This window comes from Microbacterium gallinarum (assembly GCF_014837165.1).
GTDB classification, from domain to species: Bacteria; Actinomycetota; Actinomycetes; order Actinomycetales; family Microbacteriaceae; genus Microbacterium; species Microbacterium gallinarum.
On record NZ_JACSPM010000007.1, the window covers coordinates 1 to 20761 of the forward strand.

General features: G+C 68.8%; 18 protein-coding genes. 3 read left to right on the forward strand and 15 right to left on the reverse strand.

Annotation, left to right across the window (positions count from 1 at the left end):
- Nucleotides 1–521: 521 nt before the first annotated feature.
- Nucleotides 522–1478 (forward strand): 2,3,4,5-tetrahydropyridine-2,6-dicarboxylate N-succinyltransferase, encoded by a 957-nt coding sequence (dapD, locus tag H9622_RS14935; RefSeq protein WP_191767220.1) that lies wholly within the window; start codon nt 522–524, stop codon nt 1476–1478.
- Nucleotides 1479–1497: 19 nt separating this feature from the next.
- On the opposite strand, the gene ddaH is transcribed toward dapD, so the two are convergent.
- From ddaH to H9622_RS14985, 10 genes are all read right to left on the reverse strand, one after another.
- Nucleotides 1498–2259: a dimethylargininase gene (gene ddaH, locus H9622_RS14940; protein ID WP_191767322.1), complete on the reverse strand. Its 762-nt coding sequence runs from the start codon at nt 2257–2259 to the stop codon at nt 1498–1500.
- 4 nt (nt 2260–2263) lie between these two features.
- On the reverse strand, nt 2264–2629 hold the full coding sequence (locus H9622_RS14945) for an SHOCT domain-containing protein (protein ID WP_191767221.1): 366 nt from the start codon (nt 2627–2629) through the stop codon (nt 2264–2266).
- A gap of 52 nt (nt 2630–2681) precedes the next feature.
- Nucleotides 2682–3977 (reverse strand): citrate synthase, encoded by a 1296-nt coding sequence (locus tag H9622_RS14950; RefSeq protein WP_191767222.1) that lies wholly within the window; start codon nt 3975–3977, stop codon nt 2682–2684.
- Between the two features lie 185 nt (nt 3978–4162).
- Entirely contained in the window at nt 4163–5272 is a 1110-nt protein-coding gene (gene dapC / locus H9622_RS14955; RefSeq protein WP_191767223.1) for a succinyldiaminopimelate transaminase, read from the reverse strand.
- A 27-nt stretch (nt 5273–5299) separates the two neighbouring features.
- Entirely contained in the window at nt 5300–5620 is a 321-nt protein-coding gene (gene fdxA / locus H9622_RS14960; protein WP_191767224.1) for a ferredoxin, read from the reverse strand.
- A 9-nt stretch (nt 5621–5629) separates the two neighbouring features.
- The gene (locus tag H9622_RS14965; protein WP_191767225.1) at nt 5630–6001 is read right to left on the reverse strand and encodes a DUF6113 family protein; all 372 of its coding nucleotides are present in this window, start codon (nt 5999–6001) and stop codon (nt 5630–5632) included.
- Nucleotides 6002–6042: 41 nt separating this feature from the next.
- Nucleotides 6043–6357: an AzlD domain-containing protein gene (locus H9622_RS14970; RefSeq protein WP_191767226.1), complete on the reverse strand. Its 315-nt coding sequence runs from the start codon at nt 6355–6357 to the stop codon at nt 6043–6045.
- Nucleotides 6354–7124, reverse strand: coding sequence for an AzlC family ABC transporter permease (locus H9622_RS14975; protein WP_318247142.1), 771 nt, complete (start codon nt 7122–7124; stop codon nt 6354–6356). Before H9622_RS14975 ends, H9622_RS14970 begins: the two co-directional genes overlap by 4 nt.
- A 145-nt stretch (nt 7125–7269) precedes the next feature.
- Nucleotides 7270–9183 (reverse strand): translational GTPase TypA, encoded by a 1914-nt coding sequence (typA, locus tag H9622_RS14980; protein WP_191767227.1) that lies wholly within the window; start codon nt 9181–9183, stop codon nt 7270–7272.
- Nucleotides 9184–9301: 118 nt separating this feature from the next.
- Complete coding sequence (locus H9622_RS14985) at nt 9302–10984, reverse strand: ABC transporter ATP-binding protein (protein WP_191767228.1); 1683 nt, start codon at nt 10982–10984, stop codon at nt 9302–9304.
- A 53-nt stretch (nt 10985–11037) separates the two neighbouring features.
- Here H9622_RS14985 and H9622_RS14990 point away from each other — a divergent pair, with 53 nt between their 5' ends.
- Nucleotides 11038–11637 carry a PH domain-containing protein gene (locus H9622_RS14990; RefSeq protein WP_191767229.1) on the forward strand — a complete coding sequence of 200 codons (600 nt, stop codon included), beginning with the start codon at nt 11038–11040 and terminating at the stop codon, nt 11635–11637.
- Here the strand turns inward: H9622_RS14990 and H9622_RS14995 are convergent.
- From H9622_RS14995 to H9622_RS15005, 3 genes are all read right to left on the reverse strand, one after another.
- Nucleotides 11628–12827 (reverse strand): ABC transporter permease, encoded by a 1200-nt coding sequence (locus tag H9622_RS14995; protein WP_191767230.1) that lies wholly within the window; start codon nt 12825–12827, stop codon nt 11628–11630. The two genes, H9622_RS14990 and H9622_RS14995, sit on opposite strands and share 10 nt — an antisense overlap.
- A gap of 2 nt (nt 12828–12829) precedes the next feature.
- The gene (locus tag H9622_RS15000) at nt 12830–14365 is read right to left on the reverse strand and encodes an ABC transporter permease (RefSeq protein WP_191767231.1); all 1536 of its coding nucleotides are present in this window, start codon (nt 14363–14365) and stop codon (nt 12830–12832) included.
- Nucleotides 14366–14589: 224 nt separating this feature from the next.
- Nucleotides 14590–16455, reverse strand: a complete 1866-nt coding sequence (locus H9622_RS15005; RefSeq protein ID WP_191767232.1) for an ABC transporter family substrate-binding protein — start codon at nt 16453–16455, stop codon at nt 14590–14592.
- A 196-nt stretch (nt 16456–16651) separates the two neighbouring features.
- On the opposite strand from H9622_RS15005, the gene H9622_RS15010 reads away from it, so the two are divergent.
- Nucleotides 16652–17455 carry a CPBP family intramembrane glutamic endopeptidase gene (locus H9622_RS15010; RefSeq protein ID WP_191767233.1) on the forward strand — a complete coding sequence of 268 codons (804 nt, stop codon included), beginning with the start codon at nt 16652–16654 and terminating at the stop codon, nt 17453–17455.
- A gap of 46 nt (nt 17456–17501) precedes the next feature.
- Here H9622_RS15010 and gcvP read toward each other — a convergent pair whose 3' ends face one another.
- Together gcvP and gcvH are read right to left on the reverse strand one after the other, a co-directional pair.
- A complete protein-coding gene (gcvP, locus tag H9622_RS15015; protein ID WP_191767234.1) occupies nt 17502–20372 on the reverse strand; it encodes an aminomethyl-transferring glycine dehydrogenase in 2871 nt (956 codons plus the stop codon).
- On the reverse strand, nt 20369–20752 hold the full coding sequence (gcvH, locus tag H9622_RS15020) for a glycine cleavage system protein GcvH (RefSeq protein ID WP_191767235.1): 384 nt from the start codon (nt 20750–20752) through the stop codon (nt 20369–20371). The genes gcvP and gcvH overlap by 4 nt, the downstream gene beginning before the upstream one ends.
- Nucleotides 20753–20761 lie beyond the last annotated feature (9 nt).

A 20761-nucleotide genomic window follows, 5' to 3' on the forward strand; every position in this document is an offset into this window, starting at 1 on the left:
CGATCAAAAAATGACCGACGAGGTTATTTGGCATTTGACAAGTGCACGCTGTTGAGTTCTCAAGGATCGGACGCTCCCACCAACCGGCCACATGGCCAGCCCGGCAGGGCAACTTCACAATCTTATCCATCTCGTTCCGTCTGTCAAACCGACGCGCCGAAGCCGACAAGCAACAGCAGCGATCGATGACCGCGGTCCACGAGAGGAGGACTCCCATTCTAGACCCGAAGGCCAGCACCCTGATAGAGGCTGCGTTCGAAAGGAAGGTGGTCCGCCGCTTGAGGGGGGTAAGGCTCTCAGCCTCTCCGCTTCCCTGTGGGGCGAACAACAAGAACATTACCCGGCCATCCCCGCCCCGTCGAATCCGTCCCACACCCCGGGCGTGTCGCGCCCGGCGAACCCCACCGACGCGGACGAAGAAGCCCAGATCGAACGGCATTCGCGCGCGCCGCGCCTGTCAGCACGCGTCCCGCGACGCAATCTCACCCCGGCTCGCTGCGCCGCGCCGCTAGCGTTGAGGCATGAGCGATGAGCGATGGGTGTGGGGCGTGGGCCTCGCGACGACGGCGGACGACGGCACGGTCCTGGACACCTGGTACCCCTCCCCCGAAGCGGGACGCATTCCGCTCGGATTCGACCCCGCCATGCCACCCGACGCGCTCGACCGGCTCGCCGTGCCCGACGCACGCCGCGCGGTCACCGTCGAGGTCGTCACGCTCGAGGTCGACCTCGCCGCACCGCCGACCTCGACGTCGGACGCGTACCTGCGACTGCACGCCCTGTCGCACCGGATCGTCGCCCCCAACGAGGTCAACCTCGACGGGATCTTCGGTCACCTGCCCAATGTCGCGTGGACCAACGCCGGCCCGATGCATCCCGACACCCTCACACGTCAGCGTCCTTTCCTCGCGCGCGAGGGAATCCAGCTGCAAGGTCTCGACAAGTTCCCGCGACTCCTGGACTACGTCACCCCGCCGGGAGTGCGGATCGCGGATGCCTCGCGCGTGCGCCTCGGCGCGTACCTGTCCCCCGGCACCACCGTCATGCATGAGGGCTTCGTGAACTTCAATGCCGGCACCCTCGGTCAGAGCATGGTCGAAGGTCGCATCTCGCAAGGTGTCGTCGTCGGCGACGGAAGCGACATCGGCGGTGGTGCGTCGATCATGGGAACGCTGTCGGGTGGCGGTACGCACAAGGTGTCGATCGGAGCCCGTACGCTGCTCGGCGCGAACGCGGGCATCGGCATCTCGCTCGGCGACGACTGCGTCGTGGAGGCGGGCCTGTACGTGACCGCCGGCTCGAAGATCGTGGTCGCGGACGAACCGCCGCGTGCCGACGGGTCGCGTGTGACGGTCAAGGGTGCGGAGCTGTCGGGGCTCGACGGCATCCTGTTCCGTCGCAACTCCCTCACCGGGGCGATCGAAGCCGTCCGGCGGATCGGCCACGGCGTGACCCTCAACGAGGCGCTTCACGCCTGAACCGGACGGCGGCCCCGCGTCAGTCGCGGATCCGCACCGACAGGCAGGTCACACAGCCCTCGAGCTTCTCGAATTCGCTGACGTCGACGGTGAGAACGTCGAGGCCGCGAGCCCGATGCTGCGCGGCCGTCACCGGGGCATCCGCTGACATCAGCACGGTCTGCGAATCGAGGACCACGACCGCTGTGCCGTGCTCCTCGGGCACCGGGACGAACTTCTCGAACGCGCCTGGTGCGTCCACGAGCGACGGGAAGCCGACCACCGTGCCGTCGGGCAATGCCGTCACGCCGGACTTGAGGTGGAGCACCTTGCTCACCGGCACAGCGACGACCTCCCAGCCGTCGGGCGCCAGCGCTTCCCGGAGCTGCGCGGTCCCGGCCGCGTTCGTGCGCGACGACGCGCCGACGTACACGGTGCGCCCGATCTTGAGGACATCTCCTCCGTCGAGGGTGCCCGGTGCCTCGATCGTCGAGAGACGGAGACCGGATGCCTCGACCGCGGCGCCCACGGAAGCCGCCTCGCCGCGCCTCGACTCCGCGCCCGCGCGGCAGAGCACGGCCAGGTCGCCGAAGACCACCACCGCATCCTCGACGAACACGCCGTCGGGGTGGCTGTCTGCGGGGGCGACCTCGATCACGTCCCAGCCGCGGGATCGGAAGACCTCGACGTAGGCCTCCCACTGCGTCGGCGCGAGCGCCGGATCGACCGGAACGCGGTCGAGATGCGTGAGCTCGCCCTCGGCGAGCAGTGGAGACGGACGACGGACCAGGAGCCGCGGCATCCGCTCAGCCACGCAGGATCGAGGCTCGGGCGGCAGCGCGCTCGTCGTCGGAGATGACACCGCGCGCGTGGAGGGTGTCCACTTCAGACAGCCGCTCCTCGAGCGACCTGGCGGGTCCGGCGTCGACGGCCGCACCGGGGCGCAGGAGGTCGCTGTCGACGACCTTGGCCGCCAGGGCCGCATCCACAGTGAGCGGATCGTGACCCGCCTGCTTGAGGATCGCGTACTTGCGGACACCGACGTAGATCGAGAAGCCGATCCCGACGAGCACCACGATCACGAACAGTGCGAAGACCACCGAGAACTCGGCAGGAATGCTCGGCGAGCCGAAGCCGGGGTCGTCAGGGGGAAAGAAATCGGCGCTGACCATGGCCACACCCTACTGCCCGGCGATGGCGTCGCCGCGCAGCACGGGCGCGGACTCAGAGTCCGGGGTAGCTGCGCTCGCCCGCGCCGGTGTACAGCTGCTGCGGGCGACCGATCTTCGTCTGCGGGTCTGCACCGGCCTCACGCCACTGCGCCAGCCAGCCGGGCAGGCGGCCGATCGCGAACAGCACGGTGAACATGCGCGTGGGGAAGCCCATCGCCTTGTAGATCACACCCGTGTAGAAGTCGACGTTCGGGTAGAGGCGGCGGTCCTGGAAGTACGCGTCGTTGAGCGCGATCTCTTCCAGCTCCTTGGCCAGGTCGAGCAGCGGGTCACTGACGCCGAGGGCCGACAGCACCTCGTCGGCCGACTCCTTCACGAGCTTGGCGCGCGGGTCGTAGTTCTTGTAGACGCGGTGCCCGAAGCCCATGAGCTTCACCCCGTCTTCCTTGTTCTTGACCCGCTCGACGAAGCGCTGCACGCTTTCGCCGGAGTCGCGGATGCGCGCGAGCATGTCGAGCACGGCCTCGTTGGCCCCGCCGTGAAGAGGGCCGTAGAGCGCATTGATGCCGGCCGAGATCGACGAGAACTGGTTGGCGCCGGTCGATCCGACGAGCCGCACGGTCGAGGTGGAGGCGTTCTGCTCGTGGTCTTCGTGGAGGATGAGCAGTCGCTCGAGCGCCCGCGACATCACCGGGTCGACCTCGTAGACCTCGGACAGCACGCCGAAGTTGAGCTTGAGGAAGTTGTCGACGAATCCGAGCGAGTTGTCGGGGTAGAGGAACGCCTGGCCGATGCTCTTCTTGTGCGCGTAGGCGGCGATCACCGGGAGCTTCGCGAGCATGCGGATGGTGTTCAGCTCGACGTGCTCGGGGTTGTTCGGGTCGGACTGGTGCTCGTAGTAGGTCGACAGCGCGGACACCGCCGACGACAGCACCGACATCGGGTGCGCCGTGTGCGGGAGCGCCGAGAAGAAGCGCTTGAGGTCCTCGTGCAGCAGCGTGTGGCGACGGATCTTCTCGTCGAACTCGGCCAGCTCGGAGGCGCTCGGCAGCTCGCCGTAGATCAGCAGCCACGCCACCTCGAGATAGGTGCTGTTCTTCGCGAGCTGTTCGATCGGATAGCCGCGGTAGCGCAGGATGCCCTGGTCTCCGTCGATGTACGTGATCGCCGACTTGGTGGCAGCCGTGTTGACGAACCCGTAGTCGAGAGCGGTGTGCCCCGTCTGCCGGGTGAAGGTGGAGATGTCCACGCTCGGCGCGCCGTCGCTGCCCCGCAGCAACGGGAATTCGGCGGTCGTGTCACCGATCGTGAGGGTGGCCTTCTCCTGCTGGGTGCCCGCTTCGCTCACGGCGCCTCCTCGCGATTTCTGGTCGTGCCGGGGGTGTCGTCCGTCTCGCGGACGCACAGGAGGCGTCTTCCGAGGACGGCAGCGGGGACGGGGAATGCCGCGCCGCCGCGTTTCCTACAGCCTAGCCCGCTCATGCGCCTACTGCGGACACAGCCAAAGGGCGGCGGCATCCGATGGAGGAAACCTCAGGACATCTCTGCGAGCCGCGCCGCCGCCGCGGCGATCCGCTCGTCGGGTGCGGTGAGCGACAGGCGGATGTGCTGCGGGAAGTGAGATCCGTAGAAGTGCCCCGGCCCGGCTAGGATGCCGAGGTCGGCGAGCCTCCCGAGGCTCTCCCACGCGTCGCGCCCCTCGGTCGCCCACAGGTACAGGCCGGCCTCGCTGGCGTCGATCCGGAATCCTGCCCCCTCGAGCGCGGGCTTGAGCAGCGCGCGCCGGGCGCGGTAGCGCTCCTTCTGCTCGGCGACGTGCGCGTCGTCGCCGAGGGCGACGACCATGGCCGCCTGCACGGGCGCCGGGAGCATGAGTCCGAGGTGCTTGCGGGCGGTGAGCAGTCGCGCGACGATCTGCGGGTCGCCGGCCAGGAACGCGGCGCGGTAGCCGGCGAGGTTCGACTGCTTGCTGAGCGAGTAGACCGACAGCACGCCCTCGAGCGACCCGTCCGTGACACGCGGGTCCAGGGCCGACGGGATCGGGGCAGCATCCCACGGCGCCGCCCAGCCGAGTTCGGCGTAGCACTCGTCGGAGGCGAGCACGGCGCCCAGCTCACGAGCCCGGGCGATCGCCGCGCGCAGCTGCGCGACATCCAGCACCCGCCCGTCCGGATTGCCGGGCGAGTTGAGCCAGACCAGCCGGGTCTCTGCTGGCCAGTCGGCCGGGACGTCGGAGGAGCACGGCGTCGCGCCGACCAGACGGGCGCCGACCTCGTACGACGGGTACGCGGCGCGGGGGTGGACGACGACGTCGCCGGGCCCGAGGCCGAGAAGCAGCGGCAGCAGCGCGACGAGTTCCTTCGAGCCGACCGTCGGCAGCACGTTCGCGGCGGTGAGACCGGGCACGCCGCGACGCCGCTCGTACCACTCGACGATGGCCGCCCGGAGTGCGGGTGTGCCCATGGTCTGCGGATAGGCGTGCGCGTCGGTCGCCGCGCGCAGGGCATCGGCCACGACGGGCGGTGTCGCATCGACGGGCGACCCTACGGAGAGGTCGACGATGCCGTCGGGGTGGGCGCGGGCGCGCTCCGCGTACGGCGCGACGGCGTCCCAGGGGTAGTCGGCGAGATCGGCGACGCCCATGTCAGGTCCCCGCTCCGACGCGGCGCGTCACGGAGCCTGCGGGGGAAGAGCGGCGATGATCGGGTGGTCCTTGTGGATCACGCCCACCTTGGCGGCACCGCCGGGCGAGCCCACATCGTCGAAGAACTCGACGTTGGCCTTGTAGTAGTCCTGCCACTCGTCGGGAAGGTCGTCTTCGTAGTAGATCGCCTCGACGGGGCACACCGGCTCGCACGCACCGCAGTCGACGCACTCGTCGGGGTGGATGTACAGCGAGCGGTCGCCTTCGTAGATGCAGTCCACCGGGCACTCGTCGATACAGGCCCGGTCCTTGACATCCACACACGGAAGAGCGATCACATACGTCACGATGCCAGTCTAGTTCTCCGCGAGAGGACGGATGCGGTCGGGCCAGGCCACCACGATCGCGACGAGGATCGGCAGAGCGAGCGTCCACACGCTTCCGAGCGCGCCTTCGGGAACGATGACGGATCCGCCCGGCCCTTTGCCGGAGAACACCAGGGTCGACGTCATCATGCCGAGTCCGGTCGCCAGCGCCGCCCATCGATCGGCGGTGAGGAAGCGCACCGCGACGAGCAGTCCGGCGCAGCCGATGATCGCGAGCACGAGTCCGAGCGGGAACCAGCCGAGCTCGTACGAGTGCGCGATCGTGCCCGCCAGGCCATAGACCGCACCGACGAGCAGGGCCACGAACCACGTGCCCACGCGGGCGGGGACGGAGGAGCGCACCCGTCGACTCTACTGGCGGGTCGGCCCCACGCCGGACGTCGCTATGCCGCCCAGCCCCACAGTCGCAGCAAGGCCGCGGTGAGTGCGGCGGCGGCCACCACCACGAGGAAGGGCGCCCGCAGCAAGAGCAGCCCGGCGGCGACGAGCACGGCCGGGATGCGGGCATCCACCACGATCTCCTGCCCGGCCCCGAGGGTCTGCACCGCCACGAGCGCCGCGAGGAGGGCGACGGTGAGAAGGTCGGCGATCCTCATCGGCCGCGGGGCCTCCACCCACTTCGGCGGCACGAGATAGCCGACGGTCTTGAGCGCGACGCACACGATCGACGCCACGAGCATCGCGGTCCACAGGGTCACGGCAGTCCCTCCCGCTCGGCGACGTCACGGGGCTCGTCCTCCGCCGACCCGATCGGATCGTCGGAGCCGAGCCAGTTGAACCAGCCGACGACGATCGCCACCGTCGCCGCGATGATCACGGGCAGCCCCGGCATGAGGACCGGCGTCAAGACGGTGGCGATCGCGGCGGCGGCGATCCCCACCACGATCGGCTGCCGGCGGCGCAGGCGCGGCCACAGCAGCGCGAGGAAGGCGGCGGCGGCCGCGGCATCCAACCCGTACGCCCGCGGATCACCGAGGACGTCGCCGAGCAGGGCGCCGGCCAGCGTGGAGAGGTTCCAGCCGATGTAGATGCCGATGCCCGTGACCCAGAAGCCGACGGTGCGCGCATGATGCGTGGTCTGCGCGAGCGAGACCGCCGTCGACTCGTCGATCGTGAACTGCGCGGCCGCGGCCCGGCGCCAGAAACCGCTGCCGATGACGGGAGACATGCGCATGCCGTACGCGACATTGCGAACGCCCAGGAGCGCCGCCGAGGCGATGGCCGCCGGCGCCGCGGCGAGGCCGCCTGCACCGATGACCCCGACGAACGCGAACTGTGAGCCGCCCGTGAACATGAGCAGGCTCATCACGCAGGTCTGCCAGACGTCGAGACCGGATGCCACGGCCAAGGCCCCGAACGAGATCCCGTACGCGCTCGTCGCCAGTGCCACGCCGACGCCCTCGCGCGCCGCACGGCGCGCTTCGCCGGCGCTGTGCACGTCGTCGAAGCGGGGATCGAGAGTCACCCGATCGATGCTACCGAGCGGCTCCCCCGCGCTCCGCGGGCCGCAGCGACATGCGTGGCACGATTCCTGCCGAGTTTCCCCGCAGACGGCGGATGCCGCGACCCGCCGCCCTGCAAGGGGCGGGGTCGCGGCATCCGGTCGATGCTTACGCGTTGGCGTCCTGGCGCTTGAGACGCGAGAGGGCGCGACCGCGCTCGGTCGCGTCGAGGATGACCTTGCGGATGCGCACCTTCTCGGGCGTGACCTCGACGCATTCGTCGTCACGGGCGAACTCGAGGCTCTCCTCGAGCGAGAGCTGGCGGGGCGGCGTCATCGACTCGAACGTGTCGGCCGTGGAGGAGCGCATGTTGGTGAGCTTCTTCTCCTTGGTGATGTTCACGTCCATGTCGTCGTTGCGCGAGTTCTCGCCGATGACCATGCCCTCGTAGACCTCTTCGGTCGGCTGCACGAAGAACGACATGCGCTCCTGCAGGGCGATGATCGCGAACGGCGTCACGACGCCGGAGCGGTCGGCCACGATCGAGCCGTTCTGCCGGGTCACGATGTGGCCTGCCCAGGGCTCGTACCCGTGCGAGATCGCGTTGGCGATCCCCGTGCCGCGCGTGGTCGTGAGGAACTCGGTGCGGAATCCGATGAGACCGCGCGAGGGGACGATGAACTCCATGCGCACCCAGCCGGTGCCGTGGTTGGTCATCGTCTCCATGCGGCCCTTGCGCGAAGCGAGCAGCTGCGTGATCGCGCCGAGGTACTCCTCGGGGGCGTCGATCGTCAGGTGCTCGAACGGCTCCTGCACCTTGCCGTCGTCACCCTTGCGGGTGACGACCTGGGGCTTGCCGACGGTGAGCTCGAAGCCCTCGCGGCGCATGTTCTCGACGAGGATCGCCAGCGCCAGCTCGCCGCGGCCCTGCACCTCCCACGCGTCGGGACGGCCGATGTCGACGACCTTGAGCGACACGTTGCCGACGAGCTCGCGATCGAGACGGTCCTTGACCATGCGGGCCGTGAGCTTGTGGCCCTTCACCTTGCCGACGAGCGGCGACGTGTTCGTGCCGATGGTCATGGAGATGGCCGGGTCGTCGACGTGGATCGCGGGCAGCGGCCGGACGTCCTCGGGATCGGCGATCGTCTCGCCGATGGTGATCTCCTCGATGCCGGCGATGGCGACGATGTCGCCCGGGCCGGCGGACTCGGCCGGGTACCGGTCGAGTGCGCGGGTCTTGAGCAGCTCGGTGATGCGGGCGTTGGAGTGCGACCCGTCGTGGCGCACCCACGCGACCGTCTGGCCCTTCTTCAGGGTGCCGTTGAAGACACGCAGCAGCGCGAGGCGGCCGAGGAACGGGCTCGAGTCGAGGTTGGTGACCCAGGCCTGGAGCGGCGCCTCGTCGTCGTACGACGGTGCGGGGACGTGCTCGAGGATGGCTCCGAACAGCGGCTCGAGGTCGTCGTTGTCGGGCAGCGCGCCGTTGGCGGGACGGTTGCGCGATGCCGCGCCGGCACGGCCGGACGCGTAGACCACGGGCACGTCGAGCAGCGCGTCGACGTCGAGATCGGGCACGTCCTCGTGCAGGTCGGACGCGAGTCCGAGCAGCAGGTCGTGCGCCTCTTCTTCGACCTCGGCGATGCGGGCGTCGGGGCGGTCGGTCTTGTTGACCAGGAGGATGACGGGCAGCTTCGCCTCGAGCGCCTTGCGCAGCACGAAGCGGGTCTGCGGCAGCGGACCCTCGCTCGCGTCGACGAGCAGCACGACGCCGTCGACCATCGACAGGCCGCGCTCCACCTCGCCGCCGAAGTCGGCGTGACCGGGGGTGTCGATGACGTTGATCGTCACCGGGACGTCGGTGTGCGCGCCGCTGTACGTGATCGCCGTGTTCTTGGCGAGGATCGTGATGCCCTTTTCGCGCTCGAGGTCGTTCGAGTCCATCGCGCGCTCTTCCATGTGCTCGTGCGAGCCGAACGAGCCGGTCTGACGGAGCATGGCGTCGACGAGCGTCGTCTTGCCGTGGTCGACGTGCGCGACGATCGCGACGTTTCGGAGGTCCGGACGGAGGGCGCGCGCCATGAAAGAAATCCTTGCGAAAGTGGAGAGGGCCGGGATGCCGGCATCCCCAGCTTATCGCAGGCAGCCGAAAGCGACCTGAGGGTGCGCACGCGCACGCCCAGGTCGCTTCCGGGTGGTTCTAGTCCTGCTGCGCGAGAAGCGCGGCACGCGCCTCGCGGCGGACGCGCTGCTCGGTCGGGTCCGGCACGGGGACGGCCGCGAGGAGCCGCTGCGTGTACGGGTCCTGAGGGTTGCGGAGGATCTGCTCCTTCGAGCCCTGCTCGACGATCTTGCCGTGCTGCATCACGACGATGCGGTCGGCGAGCAGGTCGACGACCGCGAGGTCGTGCGTCACGAACAGCGTCGCGAACTGCTTCTCCTTCTGGATCTGCTGCAGCAGCTCCAGCACACGCGCCTGCACCGACACGTCGAGCGCGCTCGTCGGCTCGTCGGCCACGAGGACCTTCGGGTCGAGCGCGAGCGCTCGGGCGATGCCGATGCGCTGACGCTGACCGCCCGAGAGCTCGTGCGGGTAGCGGTTGCGGAAGTCGCGGGGCAGCTCGACCATGTCGAGCAGCTCGGTCACCCGGCTGGAGATCTCCTTGCGGTCACGACCGGCCAGCTCGAGCGGCTCGCCGATCGACTCGCCGACGGGCCAGCGCGGGTTCAGCGACGAGCCCGGGTCCTGGAAGACGATGCCGAGCTTCCTGCGCACCGCGCGCAGCTGCTTCGGGTCGACGCCGACCATGTCCTGACCGGCCACCCGCAGCTGACCCTCGGCGATCGGGACGAGCCCGACGATGGCGCGCGCGATGGTCGTCTTGCCGGAGCCGGACTCACCCACGAGTCCCACGACCTCGCCGGGCTGGATGGAGAGCGACGCGTCGGCGACCGCCCGGAACGCCGGCACGCGGCCGCGCTTCGGGTAGTCGATCGACACGTTCTCGAGCAGCAGCGCCGCCGTGGAGTCATCGCGGTGGCTCGCGTCCTCGGCGACGGCGGTGCCGAGACCGAGGTGCGGCACCGACGCCATGAGCGCCTTGGTGTAGGGATGCTCGGGCGCGGTGAACAGCTTGGCCGCGGTGCCGTGCTCGACGACGTCGCCGTCCTTCATCACCATGACGTCGTCGGCCATGTCGGCCACGACGCCCATGTCGTGCGTGATGAGGATGATCGCCGAGTCGAGCTTCTGGTGCAGGTGACGCAGCAGGTCGAGGATCTCGGCCTGCACCGTCACGTCGAGCGCCGTCGTCGGCTCATCGGCGATGAGCACACGCGGGTCGAGCGAGATCGACTGCGCGATCATCGCGCGCTGACGCTGACCGCCCGACAGCTGGTGCGGGTAGGAGTTGTACGCCTTGGTCGGGTCGGGCATCTCGACGAGGCCGAGGAGCTCGATCGCACGGGCCTTCGCCTGCTTGCGCGTCATGCCGGGGCGGTGGGTGAGGATCGTCTCGGAGATCTGGAAGCCGATCGTGTAGACCGGGTTCAGAGCCGTCATCGGCTCCTGGAAGATCGCCGCGATTCCCTCGCCGCGCACCTGGCGCAGAACCTCGTCACGGGCGCCGACCAGCTCGCGACCGGCGAGCTTCGCGCTGCCGGTGACGCGGGCGTTCTTGGGAAGCAGGCCCATGATCGCCATCGAGCTCGTGCTCTTGCCCGAACCCGACTCGCCGACGATCGCCAGGACCTTGCCCGGCATCAGGTCGTACGTGACATGCTTCGCCGCCGCCGCCCAGCCGCCGCCCACCCAGAACTCGACTCCGAGATTCTTGACGGACAGCACCGGGCCGCCCTCCTGCTGCGGGACGTGTCCGCGCATGCGGGCACCCTCTTTCATGCTCATCGAACCGTCTCCCGTGTCAGGATGGGCAGATGCCCGAACCGGTCACTTTTCGTCCGCGCGGCGGTCAGATCGTCGCCTGGGTGGCGATCGGGATCTGCGCCCTCGGTCTTGTCTTCATCGCCGTCACGGACGGCGTGCCGAGCCTCATCGTGTGGGCTTGGCCGATCGTTCTCGTGGCCTGGCTGGCGTGGATCCTCTACATCCGACCGCACGTCCAGATCAGCGAGGGCTTCATCGAGATCGGCAACGTCTTCCGCACGCACCGTGTGCCGTGGGGCGACGTGGCCGATGTCGACTCGCGCTACGCGCTGACCGTCCGCACGCCCGGCGGCCGCAGCATCCGCGCCTGGGCAGCTCCCGCGCCCAGCGCTCGACAGGCCATGACGACGAACCGCGAGGAGGTCGCCCGCACGCCCGGCGAGGGCGACACGCGCCGTCCGTCGGATGCCGAGGGCACCGCCAGCGGCGACGCGACCGCGCTGGTTCGCCGCACCCTCGATCAGTACCGCCGCAGCGGCGGCAGCACCGTGCCCGGCGGCACGGTCTCGACGCTGAACGTTCCGATCATCGCGGTGACCGCGGTGCTGATCGCGGCCGCGGTGCTGAGCCTCGCCCTGCCTCACGGCTGATCACCCCGCTCACGGCGTTCCTCGACGGCCGGCGGCTCGGGCAGCGCACCGCCGCCGAACTCGTCCATGTACCGCTCGTCGTCAGACGACGTCGGGCCCTCGACCATCTGCACACCCTGCACCGACGGGATGGCCGCCACCGCACGGTTCGACTTGCGCCGGCTGACCTTGCCCTGCTGACGCGGGTCGAAGGCGTCGCGCAGACCGTCGCCGATGAAGTTGATGCACAGCGCCAGGATGACGATGAACAGACCCGGCCACCAGAACAGCCACGGCCGCGTGCGGAACGCCTCGCGGTACTCGCTGATGATCTGGCCGAGCGACACATCGGGTGCCGTGATGCCGAAGCCGATGAAGCTCAGCGCGGCCTCCGTCAGCACGGCTGCGCTCATGAGCAGCGTCGTGTTGACGATGATGATGCCGACCGCGTTGGGCAGGATGTGGCGGAAGATGATGCGGCCGTTGCCTGCACCGGCGACCCGGGCCGCATCGACGAACTCGCGTTCGCGCAGGGCGAGGAAGTCGCCTCGCACGAGTCGTGCGAGACCTGTCCAGCTCAGCACACCCAGGAAGATTCCGAACACCACCGCGCTGCTGCCGCCGAGCATCTTTCCGATGATCGAGCCGATGACGATGATCGGGATGATGATGATCACGTCGGTGAAGCGCATGATCAGCGAGTCGGTCCAGCCACGGAAGTAGCCCGACAGCGCGCCGAACAGCACACCGAGGATGAGCGACACGATGCCGACGAGGAACATGACGGTCAGCGACTGCTGGGTGCCGCGCATGACCTGGGCGAAGATGTCCTTGCCCAGGGTGTCCTGGCCGAAGGGGTGCTCGCCCAGGGCGAAGGGCCACAGCGACAGCGTGGGCTGTCCGCCGTTGACGACGGGATAGCTCGTCCACCAGTCCAGCGGCCACCAGCCGGGGATGCGGAAGCCGTTGATGTCGAGCGTGCCGTCGCCGCTGGCCTGGAGCTTGCCGGTGCCGCCGATGACGGTGCCGACCGAGGTGAAGGCCAGGATGATGACGAGGACGAGCACGACCAGGGCGATCATCGCTCCGGCGTGACGGAAGAACCGGCGGCGCACCAGTGCGCCCTGGCTCATGCCGGCGACGGCCTTCTGCTCGATCGACTGCTCGCTGCCGCGGTCCTGCGGCGCATCGGTGGGGATTGTCGTAACCATGGTCAGCTCACCCGGATCCGGGGGTCGAGGGCGGAGTACAGAAGGTCCGCGATGAGGTTGAAGATCACCGCGAGGATGCCTGTCACCACGAAGAAGCCCATCACGAGGTTGACGTCACCGGCGTTGAGGCCGTCGACGAACAGCGCGCCCATGCCCTTCCACGCGAAGATCGTCTCGGTGATGACGGCGCCGCCGATGAGGGCTCCGATGTCGAACGCGATGATCGTCGCGATCGGGATGAGGGCGTTGCGCATGGCGTGGCGCATGACGACCGTCCGCTCCGTCAGGCCCTTGGCGCGCGCGGTGCGCACGTAGTCCTGGTTCATGACCTCGAGCAGGCTCGACCGTGAGTAGCGGGTGTACGCGGCGATTGAGACGAGCGCCAGCGCGATCGTCGGAAGGACGAGGTGCGCGAAGCCGTCGAGGATCTGGAACCACATGTCGCCCTGAAGACCCGGGGTCTTCGCGCCGATGGTCGCGATGACGCCGCTCTGCGGAATGCGGTCGACGTAGTCGGTGTAGACCAGCATGACGCGGTCGACGACGATCACGAAGAACGTGATGAAGCTGACGATCGCCGCCGTGCGGGCCGCCTCCTTCTTGCCGTCGCCGCCGACGAGCAGGCCCACCCCGATGCCGATGCCGATCGACACCAGGCCCATCAGGAACAGCATCCACCCGGTCGGCACGTAGAAGAACAGGTATTGGAGCGGGAAGTAGAGCGCCGCCCAGATGCCGACCACGATCAGCGTCGAGTACAGCGTGCGGCGGTTCGCGAGGCCTGTCGACAGCGCCGTCACGCCCACCGCGGCACCGATGCCGGTGATGATGACGCCGACGATGCCGATCGAGGGGGCCGCGAACCAGTTCGTGAAGCCCAGCAGCGCCAGCATGCCGCCTGCCGCCACGAAGGCCGAGGCGAAGGTGATGAGGCGCCGCTTCCACGAGCCGCCGATGATCGCCATGAAGATCAGGCCGGCGATCAACCCGGTGAGGAGGATCGCTTGGATCGTGATCACCGGATTCGACAGGAACTCGTTGAACCGGATCGCACCGAACTCCTTCAGGAGGACGGCGATCCAGAAGATGGGGAGCGAGTAGACGATGAACGTGAGGAACGTCACCGAGTAGTCGAATCCGCTGTACTGGCGGAGGGCCGTCAGGATGCCGATCGTCAGGCCGAAGATGATGGCCACGATGGTGGCCGCGGTGACCAGCTGGATCGTCGATGATGCAGCGGAGGCCACGGCCTCGGTCACGGGCTGGTTGCTTCGGGTGAAGGCGATGCCGAGATCGCACTGGCCGATGAAGCACTTGGCGGCGCCGCCGAGCCACGTGAAGTACCGGACGGGAGCAGGGAGATCCAACCGCAGCAGCTCAGTGCGGTTGTCGATCATCTCCTGACGGTTCGGGGCGTTGCTGCCCTTGAGGTCTTGGAGGGGGTCGGTCCCGATCGCCGTCAGGTTGTAGACGATGAACGAGGCGACGAGGAGAACGAGGGCGATGGCGCCCAGTCGTCGCAGGATGAAGGTCAGCACGGAAGCCCTCTCGGATATGGGGCTGAAAGCATGATTTTACGTCCGTCCCGGAGCGCCGGTACGGCGCCCCAAAACTACTACGAGGGAGGCTGAGCGACACCTGTGTCTGTCGCGCAGCCTCGATGGACATGACTGTGGGTGCCAAGGGTTCGCCTCGGCACCCACAGTTCGAACGATGTCTGCCGGGGTGGACGGCTCAGCCGCCCACCCCGGCATGGCATGGATTACTCCGCGCCAGCACCTGCCGGGGTCCACTCCCAGAAGTTCCAGAAGTAGTCCGGGCTCAGGGGCATCTCCTTGACCTCGGTCACCTTGTCGCTGTTGACCAGCAGACCCGGGAACTGGAAGATCGGGAGCGTCGTGGCGCTCGCCCAGATGCCCGCCTCGGCCTGCTCGAGCAGATCGGTCTGGGCGTCGTAGTCGGACGTGACGTTCAGCGTGTGGAGAGCCTCGGTGACTTCCTCGTCGCAGAACGCGTTGTAGTTGCCGCCCTTGGCCATCGGGTCGTCGTAGCAGGCGTAGATCTGGTCGGATCCACCCACCGCGAGGCTGGTCTGCGACCAGGCGAACAGCGTGGCGTCGTGCGGGTTGATCGGCTCAGCGGCCGGGTCGGTGAAGACCCAGTCGGGCTCGCTCTCGTCGACCAGCTGGAAGCCGGCCAGAGCTGCCGAAGCGGCGATCAGCTCGTACTCCTGGCCACGACGGACGTTGCCCTCGGGGTACCAGAAGCCGACCTCGACCGGACCGGTCACGCCGGCCTCGGCGAGCAGCGCCTTGGCGCCCTCGATGTCGACCTCGGCGTAGTCAGCCGAACCGTTGGTCTCCGTCAGGATCGGGTAGCGCTCGACGTCAGCCTGCGAGACGAGGTTGGTGTTGCGCACCTCGGCCTCGGGGTTCAGCGGCTTGATGATCTTGTCGACGATCTCCTGGCGGGGAACCGTCTTCAGGAACGCCTGGCGAACCGCGAGAGCCTTCGCCTCGTCGCCACCGTAGGTCGCGGGGTCGAACGGACCGCCGTTGTTGACCGTCAGGTCGACGTGCTCGTGCGACGCCTGGACACCGGTCTGCACCGTGGCGGTGTCGATGTCGTTGGCGAGCTGGAGGATGTCGGCCGTGGGCTGACCCGACCAGATGTCGAGCTCGCCCGACTCGAGAGCCTGCAGCGCGGTGGTCGAGTCGGCGATCGTGCGGATCGTGATCTTCTCGAACTTGGGCGACGGGCCCCACGTGAACAGCGGGTTCGCGGCGATCGAGATGTACTGGTCCTCGACGATGTCGTCGACGATGTACGGGCCGCTGGTCAGCGCGGCAGCCGGGCTGTCGGGCAGCGTGGTGTAGCCGTACTCGTTGCTCCATGCGTCACCCAGAGCGGCGAGGGTCTCCTCGTCGCCGTCGGTGATGGCCGTGACGACCTTCTCCTTGGCGGTCTCGGCGAACTCCTTGGCGGCGTCGCTGTACGCGGTGAAGTCACCCTCCTCGCCCGACTCCTTCCAGGTGTCGTACGCGGCCTGGACGTCCGAGTACTCGTCCGGGAAGGCGAGCGCGTAGGTGCCGTGGGCCGAAACGCCCAGCGGTCCGACGAGCTCCCAGTCCACGTACGGCTCGTCGTAGACGAACGTGATCTCCTTGTCGCCGGTCTCCGGCGTCTCGGTGACCAGGCTGTAGCCGGTGCTCGCAGCGGGCGAGAACGCGTCGTTCACGTTGCCCGACATGGCAGCCCACTGCAGGAGCATGTCGGCCTCGTCGATCGGAACGCCGTCCGACCAGACGGCGTCAGCCGTGATGGTGTACTTGACGGTGAGCGGATCTTCGCTGACCTGCTCGTACTCGCCGAAGTCGGTGTTGCGCACCAGCTCGGGGGTGTTGTTGTAGTACGCGAACGTGGTGTCGGTCATGTACTTGACGTTGCCGTTGGCCGTGTTGTTGCCGGCCGAGCTGTCGTCGTTGAAGTGGAAGAAGCCCGAGTTGTACGCGGTGGTAATCTCGGTGCCTTCCACGACCTCGGACTGGTATGGGTTTCCGCAGCCGGAGAGCACGAGTGCTCCTGCAGCCACGACACCCACGCCCGCCATAAGACGCGCGATCTTCACATTTCCTCCTGTGCAAGGGTTGAGTGCCCAGCCTGTGACAGCGCTGGACACGGACACGGACACACTAAGCACGCTCCGGGGGCAGGGCAAAACAGAACAGCAAACCGTTACATATCCTTAACTCAGCGCTACGTGGGTGTGACAATCTGACAACGTGCACGCTTTCGCGTCTGGGAATCTGCCCGACCCCCACCCCATGGATCATGGGTCCCGAGTACGTCTGAGATGGGAGATCGCGCTCGTCCTGCTGCTCTCCGTCGGGCGGTCGGCCATCTACGCGGTGCTGGGGCTGATCCAGGCGCTGCAACGCGAGGCGGCGCTCGGCGACCAGACCACGTCGCTCAATCCGTCCGCCGGCGCAGAGGAGTTCTGGGACGTCCTCTACCAGTTCCTCGGGCAGGGATTCGCGCTCGTTCCGGTGGCCCTCGCGATCTTCTTCCTGTGGGAGCCGGGCACCTCCGCGTTCCGGCGCATCGGCCTCGACTTCCGTCGCTTCGGCGGGGACGTCGGCCGCGGCATCGCGCTGGTCGCGGTGATCGGCATCCCCGGGCTCGGGCTCTATGCGCTCGGCCGCGCTCTCGGGCTCACCGTGCTGGTGGAGGCATCCCCCCTCGACACGTCGTGGTGGACCGTCCCGCTGCTCCTGCTGGCGGCCTTGCGCGCCGGACTCACCGAAGAGGTCATCTTCATCGGCTACCTCTTCGACCGGCTGCGCCGGCTCGGCTGGGGCTGGTGGGCCGTCATCCTGTCGACCGCGGCCCTGCGCGCCGCCTACCACGCCTACCAGGGCTTCCCGTCGATGGTGGGCAACTTCGCGATGGGCGTCGTCTTCGGCTGGTGCTACCGCCGCTGGGGCCGCGTCATGCCGCTCGTCGTCGCCCACACGGTGATCGACGTCATCGCCTTCGTGGGGTACCCGCTCGCAGCCGCGCTGTGGCCGGGCCTCTTCGCGCCGGCCCCGGCCCCGTCGGGCAGACCGAGCCCCACCCCGACCGCGTAGGGCGACGGGATGCCGGGGGCCCGGCATCCCGTCACTCCGGCGTGTGTCAGGCGAAAGCCTCGATCGGCGGGCAGGCGCACACCAGGTTGCGGTCGCCGTAGGCCTGATCGATGCGGCGCACCGGCGGCCAGTACTTCGTGCGCACCAGCGAATGGACCGGGTACACCGCGGTCTCGCGCGAGTACGGATGCGTCCACTCGCCGGCCACGACGGACTCCGCCGTATGCGGGGCGTTCGACAGCGGGTTGTCTCCCGCGGGCCACTCCCCCGCCGCGACGGCGTCGGCCTCGGCCTTGATCGCGATCATCGCCTCGATGAAGCGCTCGATCTCGCCGAGGTCCTCGGACTCGGTCGGCTCCACCATGAGCGTGCCCGCGACCGGGAACGACATCGTCGGGGCGTGGAAGCCGTAGTCGATGAGGCGCTTGGCCACGTCGTCGACCGAGACCCCGGTCGCTTCCTTGAGCGGGCGGAGGTCGAGGATGCACTCGTGCGCGACCAGGCCGCCCTCGCCCGCGTACAGCACCGGATAGTGGTCCTTGAGGCGCAGCGCGATGTAGTTCGCCGCGAGCACCGCAGCCGCGGTGGCGTCCCGCAGACCCTCCGCGCCCATCATGCGGACGTACGCCCACGAGATCGGCAGGATGCTGGCCGAGCCGTGCGGTGCGGCCGAGATGGCGCCGCCGTCGAACACCCCGCCGGCGTGGTCCTTCCGCTGCGACAGCGGGTGGGACGGCAGGTGCGGCGCCAGGTGCGCCTTGGCCGCCACCGGACCGACGCCAGGTCCGCCGCCGCCGTGCGGGATGGCGAAGGTCTTGTGGAGGTTGAGGTGGGACACATCGCCGCCCAGGTCGCCGAACCGCGCGTAGCCGAGCAGGGCGTTGAGGTTCGCTCCGTCGACGTAGACCTGGCCGCCCGCGTCGTGCACGGCCTGGGTGATCTCGAGCACGTCGTGCTCGTACACGCCATGCGTGGACGGGTAGGTGATCATCAGCGCCGCGAGCTGATCGGCGTGGGTCGCGATCTTCGCCCGCAGGTCGTCGAGGTCGACGTTGCCGGCCTCGTCGCACGCGACGACGACCACCTTCATGCCCGCGAGCACCGCGGACGCGGCGTTCGTGCCGTGAGCGGAGGACGGGATGAGGCACACCGTGCGCTCGACGTCCCCGTTCGCCCGGTGGTAGCCGCGGATCGCCATGAGCCCCGCGAGCTCGCCCTGCGAGCCGGCGTTGGGCTGCAGCGAGACCGCGTCGTAGCCCGTGACCTCGGCCAGCCACACCTCGAGCTGCTCGATCATCGCGAGGTAGCCGTGCACATCGGCTTCGGGAGCGAACGGATGCACGCGGGAGAACTCCGGCCACGACACCGCAGCCATCTCGGTCGCCGCGTTCAGCTTCATCGTGCACGAGCCCAGCGGGATCATGCCGCGGTCGAGCGCGTAGTCGCGGTCGCTCAGCTGCTTGAGGTAGCGCATCATGGCCGTCTCGGACCGGTGCGTGTTGAACACCGGATGGGTGAGGTACTCCTCGACCCGCGCGAGCTGCGACGGCACGCCGGCGAGCGGCGGGGCGTCCGCATACGGGATGTCCCGCACGTCGTTCTCGTCGGCCTCGGGCAGCCCGAACGCCCACGCGACGGCCGCGAGGTCGTCGGCGGTGGTCGTCTCGTCGACCGAGATGCCCACGGTCGCGTCGTCCACCCAGAACAGCTGGTACCCCTTCGACCTCGCGCGCTCGATCACGCGACGCGACGGTCCGGGCGTGACCACGCGGATCGTGTCGAAGAACGAGTCCGAGACGAGATGCAGGTCGTACTCGCGCAGGCGCTGCGCGAGCGCCTCCGCCTTGCGCGCGACGTCGGTCGCGATCCCCCTCAGCCCGGAGGGGCCGTGGTAGACCGCGTACATCGAGGCCATGACGGCGAGGAGCACCTGCGACGTGCAGATGTTCGACGTCGCCTTCTCGCGGCGGATGTGCTGCTCGCGCGTCTGCAGCGCGAGCCGGTAGGCGGGGTGGCCCGCGGCGTCCTGCGAGACGCCGACGAGGCGGCCGGGAAGCTGGCGCTCGAGACCTGCGCGCACGGCCATGTAGCCCGCGTGCGGACCGCCGAAGCCCAGCGGCACGCCGAAGCGCTGCGTCGTGCCGACGGCGACGTCGGCCCCGAGGGCGCCGGGCGAGCGCAGCAGGGTCAGTGCGAGCAGGTCCGCCGCGACCACGACGAGCCCGCCGTGCGCGTGGACGGCCGAGACGACCTCGGTCGGGTCCCACACACGACCCGAGGCGCCGGGGTACTGCACGAAGGCGCCGAACGCCTCGGGAACGGATGCCTCGGCGAACGACGTGTACGCGAGCTCGATGCCCACGGCCTCGGCGCGGTGTGCGAGGAGCGCCTTGGTCTGCGGAAGCGCGTCGGTGTCGACGAGGAACACGTTCGACGGCGACTTCGACGCACGGCGGGCGACGAGCATCCCCTCCACAACCGCGGTGGCCTCATCGAGCATCGAGGCGTTCGCCGTCTCGAGGCCGGTGAGGTCGGTGACCATGGTCTGGAAATTGATGAGGGCCTCGAGGCGCCCCTGCGAGATCTCGGGCTGATACGGCGTGTAGGCGGTGTACCAGGACGGGTTCTCGAACACGTTGCGGCTGATCACCGACGGCGTGAACGTGTCGTAGTACCCGAGCCCGATCATCGGCCGGGCGACGCGGTTCTGCGACGCGAGTATGCGCAGCTCGGCGAGTGCCTCCGCTTCGGTCGCGGCGGGTGGGATGTCGCTCGTCGAGCGCGGTGCGACCTGGATGGATGCCGGCACCGCGCGCTTCACGAGCGCGTCGACGGTGTCGTAGCCCAGGGCGTCGAGCATGACGCGCTGGGCCGCGGCGTCCGTTCCGATGTGGCGCTCGGCGAAGGCGCCCGTCATTCGTCGCCGCCTGTCAGGGCGACGTACGCATCGCGGTCGAGGAGGTCCGCCACGGCCGCGGCGTCGACCTTGAGCTTGACGAGCCATCCGGCGCCGAACGGGTCGGAGTTGACCAGCGACGGGTCGTCGACGACCGCCTCGTTGACCTCGACGACCTCGCCGTCGAGAGGGGCGTAGAGCTCGCCGACCGACTTGGTCGACTCGATCTCGCCGACGACCGTGGCGGCGGTCACGTCGGTGCCCTCACCGGGGAGCTCGACGAAGACGACGTCGCCGAGCTTGTCGGCCGCGTAGTCGGTGATGCCGACGGTCGCGACGTCGCCGTCGAGAGCGATCCACTCGTGCTCGGCGGTGTACTTGAGGCTGTTGAGGTCGGTCATGGATTCCTC